The sequence below is a fragment of the Roseiarcus sp. genome, from assembly GCF_049514155.1.
GTDB lineage: Bacteria > Pseudomonadota > Alphaproteobacteria > Rhizobiales > Beijerinckiaceae > Roseiarcus.
In genome coordinates this window covers 1-15,919 of the sequence record NZ_JBEKVH010000053.1, presented here as the reverse complement: position 1 = coordinate 15,919, position 15,919 = coordinate 1, and the positions used below count along the sequence as shown (strand labels likewise).

General features: G+C 66.1%; 14 protein-coding genes. 7 read left to right on the top strand and 7 right to left on the bottom strand.

Features of this window, described 5'->3' with window-relative positions; genetic code table 11:
- Positions 1-126: 126 nt before the first annotated feature.
- The 3 genes from ABSF49_RS09810 (at position 127) to ABSF49_RS09800 (ending at position 3,151) form a co-directional block, all read left to right on the top strand.
- Positions 127-1,353: an MFS transporter gene (locus ABSF49_RS09810; protein ID WP_424112469.1), complete on the top strand. Its 1,227-nt coding sequence runs from the start codon at positions 127-129 to the stop codon at positions 1,351-1,353.
- Complete coding sequence (locus ABSF49_RS09805; protein ID WP_424112468.1) at positions 1,350-1,931, top strand: gluconokinase; 582 nt, start codon at positions 1,350-1,352, stop codon at positions 1,929-1,931. The genes ABSF49_RS09810 and ABSF49_RS09805 overlap by 4 nt, the downstream gene beginning before the upstream one ends.
- A gap of 371 nt (positions 1,932-2,302) precedes the next feature.
- The gene (locus ABSF49_RS09800) at positions 2,303-3,151 is read left to right on the top strand and encodes a sugar phosphate isomerase/epimerase family protein (RefSeq protein ID WP_424112467.1); all 849 of its coding nucleotides are present in this window, start codon (positions 2,303-2,305) and stop codon (positions 3,149-3,151) included.
- A 10-nt stretch (positions 3,152-3,161) separates the two neighbouring features.
- Here ABSF49_RS09800 and ABSF49_RS09795 read toward each other — a convergent pair whose 3' ends face one another.
- The 7 genes from ABSF49_RS09795 to ABSF49_RS09765 all read right to left on the bottom strand — a co-directional run bounded on the left by ABSF49_RS09795 (position 3,162) and on the right by ABSF49_RS09765 (position 10,408).
- Positions 3,162-4,496: an FGGY-family carbohydrate kinase gene (locus ABSF49_RS09795; protein WP_424112466.1), complete on the bottom strand. Its 1,335-nt coding sequence runs from the start codon at positions 4,494-4,496 to the stop codon at positions 3,162-3,164.
- A 22-nt stretch (positions 4,497-4,518) separates the two neighbouring features.
- Positions 4,519-4,833: an L-rhamnose mutarotase gene (gene rhaM / locus ABSF49_RS09790; protein WP_424112465.1), complete on the bottom strand. Its 315-nt coding sequence runs from the start codon at positions 4,831-4,833 to the stop codon at positions 4,519-4,521.
- A 1-nt stretch (position 4,834) separates the two neighbouring features.
- On the bottom strand, positions 4,835-5,851 hold the full coding sequence (locus ABSF49_RS09785) for an ABC transporter permease (RefSeq protein WP_424112464.1): 1,017 nt from the start codon (positions 5,849-5,851) through the stop codon (positions 4,835-4,837).
- Positions 5,848-6,852: an ABC transporter permease gene (locus ABSF49_RS09780; protein ID WP_424112463.1), complete on the bottom strand. Its 1,005-nt coding sequence runs from the start codon at positions 6,850-6,852 to the stop codon at positions 5,848-5,850. Before ABSF49_RS09780 ends, ABSF49_RS09785 begins: the two co-directional genes overlap by 4 nt.
- Positions 6,849-8,399 (bottom strand): sugar ABC transporter ATP-binding protein, encoded by a 1,551-nt coding sequence (locus tag ABSF49_RS09775; protein ID WP_424112462.1) that lies wholly within the window; start codon positions 8,397-8,399, stop codon positions 6,849-6,851. The genes ABSF49_RS09780 and ABSF49_RS09775 overlap by 4 nt, the downstream gene beginning before the upstream one ends.
- 75 nt (positions 8,400-8,474) lie before the next feature.
- A complete protein-coding gene (rhaS, locus tag ABSF49_RS09770; RefSeq protein WP_424112485.1) occupies positions 8,475-9,470 on the bottom strand; it encodes a rhamnose ABC transporter substrate-binding protein in 996 nt (331 codons plus the stop codon).
- A gap of 89 nt (positions 9,471-9,559) precedes the next feature.
- Positions 9,560-10,408, bottom strand: coding sequence for a DeoR/GlpR family DNA-binding transcription regulator (locus tag ABSF49_RS09765; protein WP_424112461.1), 849 nt, complete (start codon positions 10,406-10,408; stop codon positions 9,560-9,562).
- Between the two features lie 163 nt (positions 10,409-10,571).
- Here ABSF49_RS09765 and ABSF49_RS09760 point away from each other — a divergent pair, with 163 nt between their 5' ends.
- The 4 genes from ABSF49_RS09760 to ABSF49_RS09745 form a co-directional block, all read left to right on the top strand.
- The gene (locus tag ABSF49_RS09760) at positions 10,572-12,647 is read left to right on the top strand and encodes a bifunctional rhamnulose-1-phosphate aldolase/short-chain dehydrogenase (protein ID WP_424112460.1); all 2,076 of its coding nucleotides are present in this window, start codon (positions 10,572-10,574) and stop codon (positions 12,645-12,647) included.
- 36 nt (positions 12,648-12,683) lie between these two features.
- Complete coding sequence (gene rhaI, locus ABSF49_RS09755) at positions 12,684-13,973, top strand: L-rhamnose catabolism isomerase (protein WP_424112459.1); 1,290 nt, start codon at positions 12,684-12,686, stop codon at positions 13,971-13,973.
- Between the two features lie 10 nt (positions 13,974-13,983).
- Positions 13,984-14,937: a class II aldolase/adducin family protein gene (locus ABSF49_RS09750; protein ID WP_424112458.1), complete on the top strand. Its 954-nt coding sequence runs from the start codon at positions 13,984-13,986 to the stop codon at positions 14,935-14,937.
- Positions 14,934-15,919 (top strand): carbohydrate kinase (locus tag ABSF49_RS09745; RefSeq protein ID WP_424112457.1); only part of this gene is annotated, 986 nt, incomplete at its 3' end. The genes ABSF49_RS09750 and ABSF49_RS09745, both read left to right, overlap by 4 nt.

Here is a 15,919-nt window from a genome sequence, read left to right as displayed (position 1 = left end):
CTGTCGGTCGCAAAAAGTGCGATCCCGAACGCCGAGCGGGCTATAGCCCTTGTCATAATCCCGGTTTCTCATGCGGCCGCCATCTGGTCGATGTCGGAGAGAGCGCGTAATCTACCGGCCCCGGGCGTGCTCGTCAACTATTTCGACCGCATCAATCTGTCGGTCTCCGGGCCCCAGTTGCAGCACGAATTCGGCCTTACCACCGCTGACATGGGATTGCTGTTCAGCGCCTTCTTCTGGTCATACGCGCTGCTGCAGGTCCCGACCGGGCTTGTGCTGGACCGCTTCGGCGTGACCCTGGTCGGCCGGATCGGCTCGTTCCTATGGGCCGGCGCAACGCTGCTGATCACCGTCGCCAGCGGATTTGGCGGAGTCCTCGCCGCTCGCGTCGTCCTTGGCGTCGCCGAAGCGCCGGCTTTTCCGGCCAACTCGAAAGCGACCGGCTATTGGTTTCCGCGCCAGGAGCGTGCGCTGTCGACGGCGATCTTCGACGCCGCCGCGAAATTCTCGAATGTCATCGGGGTGCCGGTCGTCGCCCTGGTCAGCGTCACTTTCGGCTGGCGCTGGGGCTTCGGCTTCACGGCGGCCTTGAGCTTCCTGTATTTCCTCGCCTTCCTGATCTTCTACCGCGATCCCAACGAGGATTCGAAGCTGAGCCAGGCGGAGCGCGACTACATCCACGCCGGCGGCGCCACGCCGGAGGGCCAGTCCGACAGCGGCGCCGGCCGCATGCTCGGCTACCTGCTCGCCAACCGCAAGGTGTGGGGGCTGACGATCGGCTTCGCCGCTTACGGCTATACGTTCTATCTATTCCTGACCTGGCTGCCCGGATATTTGGTGCAGACGATGCACATGAGCATCCTGACGTCGGCGGGCTTCTCCACCATCCCGTGGATGTGCGCGACGATCGCCGATCTGGTCGTCGGCGGCTGGCTGATCGATCATTTGGTCGCCAGAGGCCTGAACGAATCACGGGTCCGCAAGACCGTGCTGATCTGCGGCATGCTGGTCGGCCTGGCGGTGTTTGGAGCGACCCAGACCACCAACCCGGTGTGGGCGATCCTATGGATTTCGATCGCCCTCAGCGGTCTATCGGCGGCGGCGCCGGTTGGCTGGTCGATCCCCTCGCTGATCGCCCCACAGGGCGGCACCGGGACCATCGGCGGCATCATGAACTTCGCCAACAACATGATGGGCGTCGTCGCCCCGGCGGTCACCGGGTTTGTGGTCGGCGAGACGCAGTCGTTCGGCAACGCGTTCCTGATCGCTGGCGTGGTGCTGGCGATCGGCATCCTGTCGTATGTGTTCATCCTCGGGAAGATCGAGCCGATCGCCGATCCGTCACAATCGTGAACTCGGCCGTAGACGAAGCGACCGGAGGGGCGAGGCCGCCGATCATCCTGATCGTCATGGGCGTGTCCGGCTCCGGCAAGACGACCGTCGCAGCCTTGCTGGCGGGTCGACTCAATTGGAGGTTCCAGGAAGGCGACGCCCTCCATTCGCCGGCCAACGTCGACAAAATGCACCGCGCCATCCCATTGACCGACGCCGATCGCCTGCCGTGGCTCGATTCCATCGCCGCCCTCATCGACCGCTGGAACGCCGAGGGCGTCTCTGGGATCATCACCTGCTCGGCGTTGAAGCGGGCCTACCGCGAGCGCATTCGGGCGGGCCGGCCGGACGTCGAGTTGGTCTATTTGCGCGGCGCGCGCGAACTGGTGTCGGCGCGGATAACGCAGCGGATGGGCCATTTCATGCCGCCGAGCCTGCTCGCCAGCCAGTTCGAGACGCTAGAGGAACCCGGCAAGGACGAACCGGTGATCACCGTCGACATCGGCGGTTCGCCCGATCAGATCGTCGAGGCGATTCTGACCGCGTTGCGACGCGAGCATCGCGGATTGCCCCCGCCATCCGCCCGCGACGCCCAGTAGCGCAAGCTCCGGGTCGACAGTGAGCCGCCGTCTTTCTCCGAGCGAAGCGGCGGCGGGATGGGCTAACCAAACCATGGCCGCCCCTGGCGCATTCGAAGCGCCGACCTGCGACCTCCATCTCGGCGAGCGGAATATTCGCTCAGATCAATGCGATGATTGGCGCCATGCGCAGCGACGGACATGGAAATGGCGTCGGCGGTCGCGCGCCCCGTAACCAAAGCCCCGAGAGCCATCCGCTCTGCGGGCTCTGCCTTTTTGATCGACCGGTCCTTTCGATGGGGGTGTAAGGTCGCGGCCGATTACGGCGACGGTTCGGCGCTGGCGAACGCCGTCGTCATCTGCGACGGTCGTGAAAATTCGGGGAGGGACGTATGCAAGGCTTCGGCGTTCACACGAGCATGTGGACGATGAATTGGGATCGCGCCGGCGCCGAACGCGCGGTCGCGGCGGCCGTCCGTTACAAAATGGACTTCATCGAGATCGCGCTGCTGAACGCACCCGCCGTCGACGCCGCGCACACGCGTGCGCTGCTCGAGAAGCACAATCTCAGGGCCGTCTGCTCGCTCGGCCTGCCGCAGGGCTGCTGGCCGTCGCGCAACCCCGAAGCCGCGGTCGACTATCTCAAGGTCGTGCTCGACAAGACTGCGGAGTTCGGCGGGCTCGCGCTGAGCGGCGTCACCTACGGCGGCATCGGCGAACGCACCGGCGTTCCGCCGACGCAAGGCGAGTACGACAATGTCGTCCGCGCCCTCGAGGCCGTCGCCCGGCATGCGAAGTCGCTTGGTCTGCTGCTCGGCCTCGAGCCGGTGAATCGCTACGAGTCGCATCTTCTCAACACCGGCGCGCAGGCGGCGGCGCTGATCGAGCGCATTGGCGCCGACAACATGTTCGTTCACCTCGACACCTATCACATGAACATCGAAGAGAAGGGCGCGGCGCTCGGCATTCTCGCGGCGCGCAAGCACCTCAAGTATATCCATCTGTCGGAAAGCGACCGCGGCACGCCCGGCGCCGGCAACTGCCGCTGGGACGAGATCTTCGCTGCGCTCGCCGCGATCGGCTTCACTGGCGGTCTGGCGATGGAAAGCTTCATCAACATGATGCCGGAGCTCGCCCACGGCCTCTCGGTCTGGCGTCCGGTGGCGCGAGACGAAGCGGAAGTGATGGGCGAGGGCCTGCCGTTCCTGCGCAACAAGGCGCGTCAGTATGGGTTGATCTGAGCGTCGCGGCTCAGGCGCGCTCTCGCCAGCGCGCGTAATAGCCGGCGAGGTCGGGGAGCGGCCAGGGCTCGACCTTGCCGACGTCGCGTGGAAAGACGGACGCGCGGCCGAGGGCGCGGAAGGCGAGCGCCGCTGCGCCCATCGCGGTGCCTTCGGCGTTGGTGTTGCGATAGAGCGATTGCTCTGGACGCAAGGCGGCGAGCGTCGCGCAAAGGGCGCCGTTGAGCGCCAATCCGCCGTCGAGGATGATGTCGCCGGTCGAGCTGACGAGGTCGAGGCTCTGAGCCGTCATCATCGCGACATAGAGCGTGGCGATCGCGGCGCGTTCCGCCGCGCTCTCCGGCGCCGGCCCGACGAGGCGGCCGGCGCGCGCGGGAAACGGTCCGCCGGCGGCGAAAGAGGGCAGCGCCATCTGATCGCGCGCGATCGCGCGCCGCAGCATGTCCTCGCTCACTTCCTGCCGCGCGTGGCCCGAGATGACGTCGTATTCGCGCCCGCCCATGAAGCGGATGGTGGCGACCGGTTCTCCATCGACGGTGACGTTGGCGAGCATGTCGCGCGCGGGGTCGAGCCGATCGAGCGGGCAGTCGGGATTGAAGATGATCACCCAGGTGCCGCTCGAGATCAGCGTGAAGTGGGAGAAGCCAAGGCTCTTGTAGTAGAAGAAGGCGGCGTTGCTGTCGTGGACGCCGTTGTGGACGCCGAACCCTTCGCGTTCGCCGACGAGCGCGCCGGCCGGCGCGAATGGCGGAAACTTCTCCGCCCAGCCGCGGTTGACGGCGAGCGCGCTGAACCGCCCGGCGAGCGGGTTCCACATGTGGGAGTGGCAGCCGAGGAAGCTGATCTCGGAGGCGAGCGCGCCCGAGAGACGCCAGGTCCAATATTGCGGATAGGTGAGGATGTGGCGCACGCGGGCCGAAAGCGTAGGGTCGGCCCACTCCTGGAAGAAAATCGTGCGCGCGAAGTTGAGCCCCCCCGGCAACTCGGGTGTGTAGGTTTCGGTGAAGGCCGGCGTCACACGAGCGAATTCCGCATTTGCCGCGGCCGGGATCTCCTGCTCGTAGTCGACAATGGGCGCGGCGAGCGTCAGGTCGTCGGCGAGCAGCGCGTAGGCGCAGCCGTGGGTCGAGATCATGATCCCGGAGAGGTCGCGGCGGCGGCGCAGGTCGGCAAGCGCCGCCTCGAGCCAACCAAAGATCCCGTCGACGTCGAGCACGCGCAGGCCGTTCTCGGTCGCGACGTGCTGCGGATGACGCAACTGCTCAAGAATCGTGCCGTCGCGCGAAAACGCAACCAGCTTGACGTTGGTCTTGCCGACATCAAGGACGGCGACGGCGCCGGGCATTGCGAGTCTCCGTGCGCCGCGGTCAGGCGAGGAAGAACATTTCCTTCAGCGCAATCGCGACCGGCGATCCGTCGGGGTTCGTTCGCATGATGTCCTTCATGTGATCCCACCAGCGACGCATCACGGGATGGGCGGGCAGCGCGTCCATGCGATGATCGTCTCGCCTTTCGAGATAGGCGAAGAGAACGTTCGTCTCGGGGTCGAGATGGATCGAATAGTTGGAGACGCCGGCGTCGGCAAGCAGAGCTGCGATCTCCGGCCATATCGCGTCGTGCCGCTTGCGGTATTCGGCTGCGCAGCCGGCATTGAGGAACATCTTGACGGCTTGGCGTTGCATGTCAGGTCTTCCTTCGCAGCACGCGCGCAACCAAGTTCGGCGCCGCGATCGAGACGATCAACAGGGCGCCGTTGAGAATGCTGATGACGATGCCGGGGGTGTTGACCAGCGAAAGTCCGAAGGTCGTCAGCCCCAGCACGAAGACGGCCAACGTCACGCCAAAGATCCCGCCGATGCCGCCGGTGATGGCGACGCCGCCGAGCACGACCATGGTGATCACCTCCAGTTCGAAGCCGAGAGCGATGTTCGGGCGAGTCGAGCCTATCCGCCCGGTCAACAGCACGGCCGCCAGTCCCGCCATCAACCCCATCAGCACGAACAGCCAGAAGCGGATGCGTTTGACCGGAACGCCGGAAAAGAGCGCCGCCGTGGGGTTGCAGCCGATGGCGTAAAGGCGGCGGCCGATCGTCGTGCGGTGCAGGACGACGCCGAACAGTGCGGCGAGGATGAGAAAGAGGACAAACGAAATCGGGATCGGCAAGCGAGTCGAGATGTAGCCTTGCCCGATCGCCTGGAAACTCGCAGGGTATTTCGTCAGCGCCTGGTCGCCCAACACGACCTGCGCGATGCCGCGAAAAAGCGACATCGTTCCGATCGTCACCACGATCGACGGCAGGGAAAACGCCGTCACCAGCGCGCCGTTGAACGCGCCGCAGAGCGTGCCGACGCCGAGGCCGATGACGATCAGCGCCGGCGTCGGCGCCCCAGCCTGCGCGGCCAGGCCCATCGCCAGGGAAGCGACCGCGATGATCGCCGCGATCGACAGGTCGATTTCGCCAATGATGATGAGAAACGCCATCGCCAGCGCGAGGATGCCCTTCTCCGAGAAATTGAACGTCGCGTCGGCGAGATTATAGAAATCGAGAAAGTACGGCGAAATGCTTGCGTTGAAGACGACGACGGCGATCAGCAGCAGGACGAGAATCGATTCCCAGCGCAAGAGAATGTCGGCGAGTCGAAGCGTCGGCCGGTCGGCGACTTCGTAGCGCGGCGCCGAGGCGGGACTTGAAAGGCTCATGTCGAGGCTCCGCCGCCGGCGAGGAGCCGCGCTTTGTGCAGGATGAGCTTGCCGCCGCGCTTCTCCGAGCGGGCGTTGACGACCACGGCGGCGAGGATGACCGCACCGGAGATCAGCGTCTGCCAGAACGGCGAGACGTTGATGACCGGCAAGGCGTTGACCACGACGCCGAGGAACAGGGCGCCGAGCAACGCGCCGAGGACCGAGCCGACGCCGCCGGCAATCGATACGCCGCCGATCACACAGGCCGCGATGATGGTGAGTTCGTAGCCTTGCGCGATCTCCGTGTAGGCGATGCCGTAGCGCGACACCCAGAGGTAGCCGCACAGGCCGGAAACCGCGCCGGCCAAGGTATGGACGAAGAATTGCTGCGAACTTAGGTCAATGCCGCAGTAACGCGCCGCGACCGGGTTGCCGCCGACCGCATAAAGCCCCCGCCCCAACCTTGTGTGGCCGAGCAGCACCCAGAACCCAAGGCTGACCAAGACGGCGATGGCGATGAGAATGGGAACGCCGAGGACGCTGAGCTTGGGAAAGGCGAGGAAGGCGGGGGTCATGTCCTTCGACGTCAGCCAGGCGCCGTGGGCGGTGAGAAAAGTCGCGCCGCGGTAGATCGACAGCGTGCCGAGCGTCATGACGATCGGCGGAATGCCGATATACGCGACCAAGGCGCCGTTGAACGCGCCGAGCAAGGCGCCGAGCGCAATTCCCATGACGATGATCGTCGGGATCGGCAGATCCGGATGGGCGCGCGAGACAAGGGCGCAAATCATGCCGACCAAAGCCAAGTTGGCGGCGACGGACAAGTCGATGCCGCGCGTCAGGATGACGACCATTTGCGCGAGCGTCAGCATGAACAGGAAGCTGGTGTCGGTCAGCACGCCGACGAGACTTTCCGGCGAGACGAAGACCGGCGCGCGCAAGCCGATGGCGACAATCAGCGCCAGGACGATGAGAGCCAGCGCCGAATCGCGGTGACGAAGGAAACTTGCCGCCCTCATTGCGAGGCCCCCGAACTCTCGTCGGCGATGGCCGCGCTGACGATCATTTCCGCCGTGGCCTCTCCGCGCGCGAAGCGCTTGACGATCTTGCCTTCGTGCATGACGAGGATCGTGTCCGCCATGCCCATTGCCTCGGGCAGTTCGGAAGTGACGAGAAGGATCGCCAAGCCTTCGCTCGCCAATTCGCCCATGAACTCGTGCACCGCCGCCTTCGAGCCGATGTCGATGCCCTTGGTCGGCTCGTCGAGAATGAGAATGCGCGGGTTCGAAGAAAGCCATTTGCCGATGACGACCTTCTGCTGGTTGCCGCCGGACAATTGGTTCAGCGCCTGCTCCCAGTTGGCGGCTTTGACCGAGAGGCGCGCGCCGAATCTTTGCGTCGTCGCCAGTTCCTTGGCGTAGGAGATGAAGCCGTTTCGAGCATGGGCGCCGAGCGAAGCGAGCGTCATGTTGGCGCGGATGCCGAACGGCAATACCGCGCCCTGGGTCTGGCGATCCTCGGGGAGATAGGCGACGCCGGCGCGAATGGCGTCGTCGGGCGAGCGGATATCGACCGGCTTACCGTCGATTCTGACCGAACCGCGGGTGAGTCCGCTGAGGCCGAACAGGCCTTGCATCGCCTCGGATCGGCCGGCGCCGACAAGGCCATAGAGGCCGATGATCTCACCGGCGTGGAGCTTGAACGAGACTCCGTCGAATTCCGTGGCGTTGGAAATGTCGTCCGCTTCGAGCACGACCGGGCCCAGTTTCACCTCGCGCTTGGGATAGACCTGACCGATCGCCCGGCCCACCATCAGACGGACGAGATCGGCCTGCGTGATGTCGGCTATGGCGCCGGCGCCGACCTCTTCGCCGTCGCGCAGGCAGGTCCAGCGGTCGGCGACCTGAAAGATCTCGTCGAACTTGTGAGAAATGAAGAGAATCGCGCAATTGTGCTTCTTCAATTGCTCGATGATGAGGAAGAGATCGCCGATCTCGCGAGCGGAAAGCGCGGAGGTCGGCTCGTCCATGATGATGATGTTCGCGTCGTGCGACAGCGCGCGAGCGATTTCGACCAGATGCTTTTGGGCCACGCCGAGAGTCTTGAGCAAGGCGCCGGCGTCGAAGTCGGCGTCCAGGCGCTTCAGCATATGGCGCGCGCGGGCCCTCATCTTGAACCAATCGACGCGGCCGCTGCGAGCAAGCGGCATGTGCCCCATGAAGATGTTCTCGGCGACGCTGAGCTCGTCGAACATCACGGTTTCCTGGTGGATCGCCGCTATGCCGGCGGCCCAGGCGTCGCGCGGTCCGGCGCACTTGAGCGGCTTGCCCGAGACGAGAATCTCGCCTTCGTCAGGCTGATAGATGCCGGTGAGGATCTTGACCAGAGTCGACTTGCCCGCGCCGTTCTCGCCGATCAAAGCCGTCACTTCGCCCGGCCGCAATGTGAGACTGACGTTGTGCAGCGCGCGCACGCCGGGAAAGCGCTTGGAAACGCCCGACATCGACAGGATCGGCGCCGCGGTTTTGACGTCCTGCGGCGCGGGCGCCGAACTGAGTGCAGGCATAGGGTCCATGCTTCCAGCAGCAGAAGAGAGGCGCGCGCCCGCCCCGGTGGGAGCAGGGGAGGCGCGCGCCGACAATCAGAAGATCTTGGCGAACTTTTCGATGTTCGACTTGTCGAAAGTGAAGGGATCGGACATCGCCGCCGAACCGTCGTCGCCGATCTTGATGTCGCCCATGCGACCGGCATGGATCGTGGTTCCCGGCGCGCCGGTCGCCTTGCCCTCGGCGATTTGGGCGGCGATCATCGTCGCGGTGTAACCGAGATCGATCGGGTTCCAGATCGCGAAGGTGTCGGTCGCGCCGGCGAGCACCGCGCCCTTCATCTCCGAAGGCAGGCCGAGGCCGGTGACGTAGACCTTGCCCACCAAGCCCGCGTCGACCACCGCCTTGGCCGCGGCGACGATGCCGACCGAGGTCGGCGCGATGATGCCCTTGAGGTTCGGATAGGCTTTGATCAGGCCTTGCGTCTCGCGATAGCTCTTGTCGGCGACGTCGTCGCCGTAGACGGTCGCGACCAGCTTCATCTTCGCATAGTCGGGCTTGGCCCATTCCTTCTTCATTTCCTCGATCCAGATGTTCTGGTTCGTGGCCTGCGCCGTCGCCGAAAGGATGGCGACGTCCCCCTCGCCTTTCAGCGTCGCGGCCATCATCTGCACGCACTTGGCGCCGATGAGCGCATTGTTGGAGGGGTTGAGGTGCATGATCCGGCCTTCCGGAGCGATGCCGGAGTCGAAGGAAATCACCTTGATGCCGCGGCCCATCGCCTTTTTGCAGACCGGCACCAGCGCGTTGGTGTCGTTGGCCGAAATCGCGATGGCGTCGACTTTCTGCGCGATGAGGGAGTCGATGACGGCGATCTGCTCTTCGGCCGTCGCCTTGGTCGGGCCGGTGTAGATCAAGTCGACGTTGCCGAGTTCCTTGGCCGCCTCGAGGCCGCCGTCGTGACAGGCGTCGAAGAAGCCGTTGCCAAGCGCCTTGACGACCATGGCGATGCGAAGCTTGTCGGCGGCAAGCGCCGGACCGACGCCGACGCCCGCGCCGGCGATGACCGAAACGCTGCCGATGAGTTGCAAAATGGACCTTCGATTGAGCATGCTTTCCTCCTGTTTCGTTCTTCATCCCGCATATGCGGCATGTTCTTGCTTCCGGCGACGCCGGTCGATTAGGCGACTTCGCGCTCTCTTGACGCGACTGTTGGTTCGGCATCGACCACTAGGGTCTGGACCCCGGATTCCTTGAGCATTTCGAGCGCCGCAAGCGGCGCGGCGCGATCGGTGATGAGAATGGCGATGCGGGAGAGCGGGCAGACGACGAGGCTGCCGCGTGAGACGAATTTTGAACTGTCCGCGAGCACGATGAGCTTGTCGGCGCGCTTGAGCAGTTTGGTCTCGGCGCGCGCGATCAGGGGATCGCCTTCGATGACGCCGAGCGGTCCGATGGCAATCGCGCTCATGAACATGCGGCTGGCGGAATAGTGCTGAATCGCGTCTTCCTCGAACGGCGAAACGATCAGCTTCTGTTCGCGATAGACCTCGCCGCCCGGCAACGCCACACGGCAATTGCTGTCGTGGATCAACGTTTCCGCCAACGGATAAGAGTTCGTCAGGACTTTCAGATGGCGCTCGCGCAAGAAGCCGGCCATCTCGAACGTCGTCGTGCCGCCGTTGATGATGATGGCTTCGCCATCGTCGCAAAGCTCGACGGCGGCCCGGGCGATCGCCCGTTTGGCCACGACGTTCAGGCCCCGACTAAAATCGAAGGAACTGGTGGCCAAGGGGGGGCGATCGGAAGAGCCGACGTTGGGCGCCGGGGCGGCCTCCAGCCCACCATGTATACGCGTCGCGACGCCCGATCCGGCAAGCCGCGCGAAGTCCCGACGCACCGACGCCTCGGAAGCTCCCGTCGCGCGGCAAACGTCCGCGACGCGAACCAGGCCGCTGTCGCGGAGCATTGCTTTGATGACCTGCCAGCGCTCACGTTCGTGCACGACCGCGCTCCCCCGGTTGGTCAAAAATAGTCATCATTCAATCAAATCGTCAATGGCAAATCTCGATGTCCGTCAATTGCGCGCTGCATCAATCATATTGCGATGCAATAATGCTCGTTTGTGATTGACTGTGAGCGAGTGGCGCCTTAGGGAGCGAAGCGAATGATTTTCTCGGAGGAGCGTCCCGATGGCCCCCGCCGCAGCAACGCCGCTTCCGGATTTGTGGGACGAGACCCACGCCGCCGGGCTCGACGAACCGGGCCTGCTGCTCTACCGCTCAAATCTTCTCGGATCCGATTTGCGCATCACCAATTTCGGCGGCGGCAACACCTCGGCCCAGGTTGAAGCGGCCGATCCGCTCACCGGCGTGAGGGTCAAGGTGCTGTGGGTCAAGGGATCGGGCGGCGACCTCGGCTCGATCAAGCGCGACGGCTTCGCCACGCTCTATCTCGATCGCCTCGAGACCCTGAAGTCGCACTACCGCGGCCTCGCATACGAAGACGAGATGGTGGACAAGCTCCGCTATTGCACGTTCGATCTCAATCCGCGCGCCGCCTCGATCGACACGCCGCTGCATGCGTTCGTGCCCTACGCGCATGTCGATCACATGCACCCCGACGCGGTGATCGCCATCGCCGCCGCCGCAAACTCCCAGGCGCTGACCCGGCAGATTTTCGGCGACGAGATCGGCTGGCTGCCCTGGCGGCGCCCGGGTTTCGAGCTCGGCCTCGAGCTCGAACATCTGGCGCGCGAAAACCCGCTTCTCAACGGCGTGGTGCTCGGCGGCCACGGCCTGTTCACCTGGGGTCACACCGCACGCGACTGCTACCATACGACGCTGCGCGTCATCAATCGCGCCGCCGAATGGCTCGCCGCCAACGGCAAGACGCCGGCCTTCGGCGGCGAACGCACGCCGAGCCTGTCGCCTCAGGAGCGGCGCGAGGCGGCCTGCCGGCTGATGCCGGCGATCCGCTCGCGCATTTCGTCCAGCGAGCGCAAGATCGGTCATTTCATCGACGCCCCGGAGGTGCTCGCGTTCGTCAACTCGCGCGAGCTCGAGACCCTCGCGCCGCTCGGCACCAGCTGCCCCGATCATTTCCTGCGCACCAAGATCTGGCCGCTGATCGTGCCGGCGGACGCCGACGATGCGACGCTCGACAGGCTCGTCGCCGCCTATCGCGACGACTACGCCGCCTATTACCAGCGCTGCCGGCATCCCGACTCGCCGGCGATGCGCGACCCCAACGCCGTCATCTACCTCGTCCCCGGCGTCGGCATGATCTCGTTCGCCAAGGACACGGCGACGGCGCGCATCGCCGCCGAATTCTACGTCAACGCGATCAACGTGATGCGCGGGGCGAGCGGCGTCGACCGCTACGTCGGCCTCGCCGAACAGGAAGCCTTCAACATCGAATATTGGCGGCTCGAGGAAGCCAAGCTCCAGCGCATGCCGAAGCCGCGCGCCATGCAGGGTCGTGTTGCGCTGGTGACCGGCGGCGCCGGCGGCATCGGCTCGGCGATCGCCCGCCGCATGCTGGCCGAAGGCGCGTGCGTCGTCATCGCCGACATCGACGCCGCCAGTTGCGCGGCGATGGTCGAGGCGCTTTCGTCGGTTTACGGCAAGGACGCCGTCCGCGGCGTCACGCTCGACGTGACGCGCGAGGAGGCGGTCGAAGCGGCTTTTGCCGAGGCGGCGCTCGCCTATGGCGGGCTCGACATCGTCGTCTCGAACGCCGGCATCGCGTCGGCCGCGGCAATCGAGGACACGAGTCTCGCGTTGTGGAACCGCAACATCGACATCCTCGGAACCGGCTATTTCCTCGCCGCGCGCGCCGCCTTTCGCGTGATGAAGCGGCAGCGGATCGGCGGTTCGATCGTCTTCATCGTGTCGAAGAACGGCCTTGCGGCCTCGCCCGGCGCCGCGGCCTATTGCGCCGCCAAGGCGCTCGAACTGCATCTCGCGCGCTGCCTGGCGCTCGAAGGCGCGCCGCTCGGCATCCGCGTCAACTGCGTCAATCCGGACGCGGTGCTGCGCGGCTCGAAAATCTGGCAGGGCGAGTGGCGCGATCAGCGCGCCCAGTCGAACAAGGTGACGGCCGACGAGCTGGAGGACGTCTATCGGCAGCGCTCGCTGTTGAAGCTGTCGGTCTATCCGGAGGACGTCGCCGAGGCGGCCTATTTCCTCGCCTCCGACGCGGCGTCGAAGTCGACCGGCAACATCATCAACGTCGACGCCGGCAACGCCGTTTCGTTCACCCGCTAGGATCCGCAACGCAGCAGGACGATGTAGGAAAACGCCATGTCCGCCATAACAGCCGATTTCATCGCCGATCAGAACCGGGCTCGGCTCGCCGATCATCGCGAGGACTTCGATGCGCTCGCGCGCAAGCTGGCGCGGCGCGGGCTCGACCCGGAAGCGCTGGTCAAGGACGCAATCGCCTTCGCCGTCGCGGTGCCGAGCTGGGGCGTCGGCACCGGCGGCACGCGCTTCGCGCGCTTTCCCGGCCCCGGCGAGCCCCGCAATGTCTTCGACAAGCTCGCCGATTGCGGCGTGATCAACACGCTGACCCGTCTGACGCCGGCCGTCTCGCCGCATTTCCCCTGGGACAAGGTGAAGGACTATGCGGAGCTGCGCGAGGCGGCGAAGCGCCATGGTCTCGCGTTCGACGCCGTCAATTCCAACACTTTTCAGGACCAGGCGGGCCAGCGGCTTTCCTACAAATTCGGCTCGCTCACCCACACCGACAAGGCGGCGCGCGAGCAGGCGATCGCCCACAATATCGAGTGCGTCGAGATCGGCCGGGCGATCGGCTCGAAGGCGCTGACGGTGTGGATCGGCGATGGCTCGAATTTCGCCGGGCAGTCGAGCCTGACGCGCGCGTTCGACCGCTATCTCGACTCGACGGCGGCGATTTACCGCGCGCTGCCCGACGACTGGCGCATGCTGCTCGAGCACAAGCTGTTCGAGCCCGCCTTTTATTCGACGGTGATTTCCGACTGGGGCAGCAGCTATCTCGCCGCCCAGCACCTCGGGCCGAAAGCCCAGTGCCTGGTCGACCTCGGCCATCACGCGCCGACCGTCAACATCGAGCAGATCGTCGCCCGCCTCGCCCGTTTCGGCAAGCTCGGCGGCTTCCATTTCAACGACAGCAAGTACGGCGACGACGACCTCGACGCCGCCTCGGTCTCGCCGTTCCGGCTCTATCTGGTGTTCCACGAACTGGCCGAGGCGAAGCGGGCGATCGGACCGAGCTTCGCGCCGGCCTATATGATCGACCAGTCGCACAACGTCACCGATCCGATCGAGAGCCTGATGCAATCGGCGATCGAGATCGCCCGGGCTCGCGCGCAGGCGCAACTCGTCGACGCCGCCGCGCTCGCCGCCGCGCAGGAGGCGAACGACGCGCTGACGGCGCATCGGCTGCTCAAGTCCGGTTTCCTCACCGACGTTTCGCCGCTGATCGCCGAAGCGCGGCTGAGGGCCGGCGGCGCGCTCGATCCGATCGCGACCTATCGCGCCAGCGGCTATCGCGCCGCCGTGGCGCGCGAACGCCCCGCGGTCGCGGCGGGGTCGGCGGGAATCGTGTAGGGGAAACGCAATGGACGACCTCGTAGCGCTCGCGCACGCCTCCGCCGAGCTTGGAAGCAGACGTCTGCTGGTTCAGGCGGCGGGCGGCAACACCTCGATCAAAGAGGACGGCGTCCTATGGGTGAAGGCGTCGGGACGCTGGCTCGCCAAGGCGCTCGACGAACCGGTCTTCGCCGCGCTCGATCTTCCGCGCGTTCTCGACGCGCTGGCGCATAACGATCCGGCCTGCGAGACCTGCGACGCGTTTGTGCGCGCCGACCTGTCGCCGCCCGGCCTACGCCCATCGGTCGAGGCGACGCTGCACGCCGGCCTGCCGCAGCGCTTCGTCCTCCATGTGCATTGCGTCGAGACGATCTCTTACGCGATCCTCGTCGACGGCCCGGCGCGCCTCGCGCCGCTGCTCGACGGTCTCAAATGGGCGTGGGTTCCCTACATCCGTCCGGGCTTGCCGTTGTTTCGCACGATCGCGCCGGGGGCCGACATTTACGTTCTCCAGAATCACGGGCTGGTGGTCGCCGCAGACACGCTCGATGCGGCCGTCGGCCTGATCGAAACGGTGGGGCGGCGGCTTGCGCGCCCGGTCCAGACGGCGCCGAGCGAGTCCCGGCGCCGCGTCGAGCGCGCGGGCTACCATTTCGTCGACGCGCCGGCGCTCGCGTCGCATGCGGTTCGACTCGCTGCGGCCGGGACATATTACCCTGACCACTTGGTGTTCCTCGGCAGCGGCGCGGCGGTGATCGACGCCGTGGTCGGTTCGCCGCCGGTGATCCTCGCCCCCGGCTTCCCGCCGCTGGCGCGAGACGACCTGACCCCGGCGCCGCTCGCCATGGCCGAATGCCTCGCCGACGTCGCGGCGCGGCTGGCGCCGGACGATCGTCCGCGCTATTTCACGGCGCAGGAAGAATACGACCTCACCCATTGGGACGCCGAAATCTACCGTCAGTCGCTGCCCGGGTCGGAATGACCCGCGCGCTTGGAATCGACGTCGGCACGTCGGGCGTGCGGGCGGCGATCGTCGACGCGAACAATGCCGTCGTCGCCTACGCGGCCGAGCCGTTCGCGCCGGGGAGCGCGCGCAGTCCGCTGGCGTGGGTCGCCGCCGTCGAGGCGGCGATCGCCAAGCTCGATCTTTCCGGCCTCGAGGCGATCGCAATCGACGGCACCTCCGGCACCCTGGTCGCGCTCGACGCGCGCGGCGAGCCGCTCGCCGAGGGCTCGATGTACAACGACGAGGCCGCGCCGGAGGATCGCGCCGAAGCGGCGCGCGCCGCGCCCGCCCACGCCTCGCCGACCTCGCCGCTCGCCCGCGCGCTCGGACTCAAGCGGCGCCTCAAACCGTCGAAGATTCTGCACCAGGCCGATTTCATCGCCCTGCGTCTGTTCGGCGAGACGTTCACCGACGAGAACAACGCGCTGAAGACCGGCTACGATCCGGTCGCGCGGCGCTGGCCTGGTTTCATCGCCGCGCTGGACCTCGACGGGCTTCTGCCGGAGGTTCTGCCCGCCGGCGCGATCGCCGCGCGGCGCGGCGGTCGCAACATCGTCGCGGGGACGACCGACGGCTGCGCCGCGTTCCTCGCCGCCGGCGCCGACGCGATCGGCGAGGGCGTGACCTCGCTCGGCAGCACCATCGTGCTGAAGCTGTTGGTCGACCATCCGGTCGGCGATCTCGAAAGCGGCGTCTACAGCCACCGCATCGGCGATCTTTGGCTCGTCGGCGGCTCTTCGAACAGCGGCGGGGCGGTGCTCGCCCACTACTTCCAGCCGAAAGAGCTCGAAGTCCTCTCGGCGCGCATCGATCCGTCGCGCCCGACCGAGCTCGACTATTACCCGCTGCTCAAGAAAGGCGAGCGCTTTCCCGTCAGCGACGCGGAGCGCGCGCCGAAGCTCACGCCCCGTCCCGTCGACGACGCGGTCTTCCTGCAGGGCATGCTCGAGGCGATGAG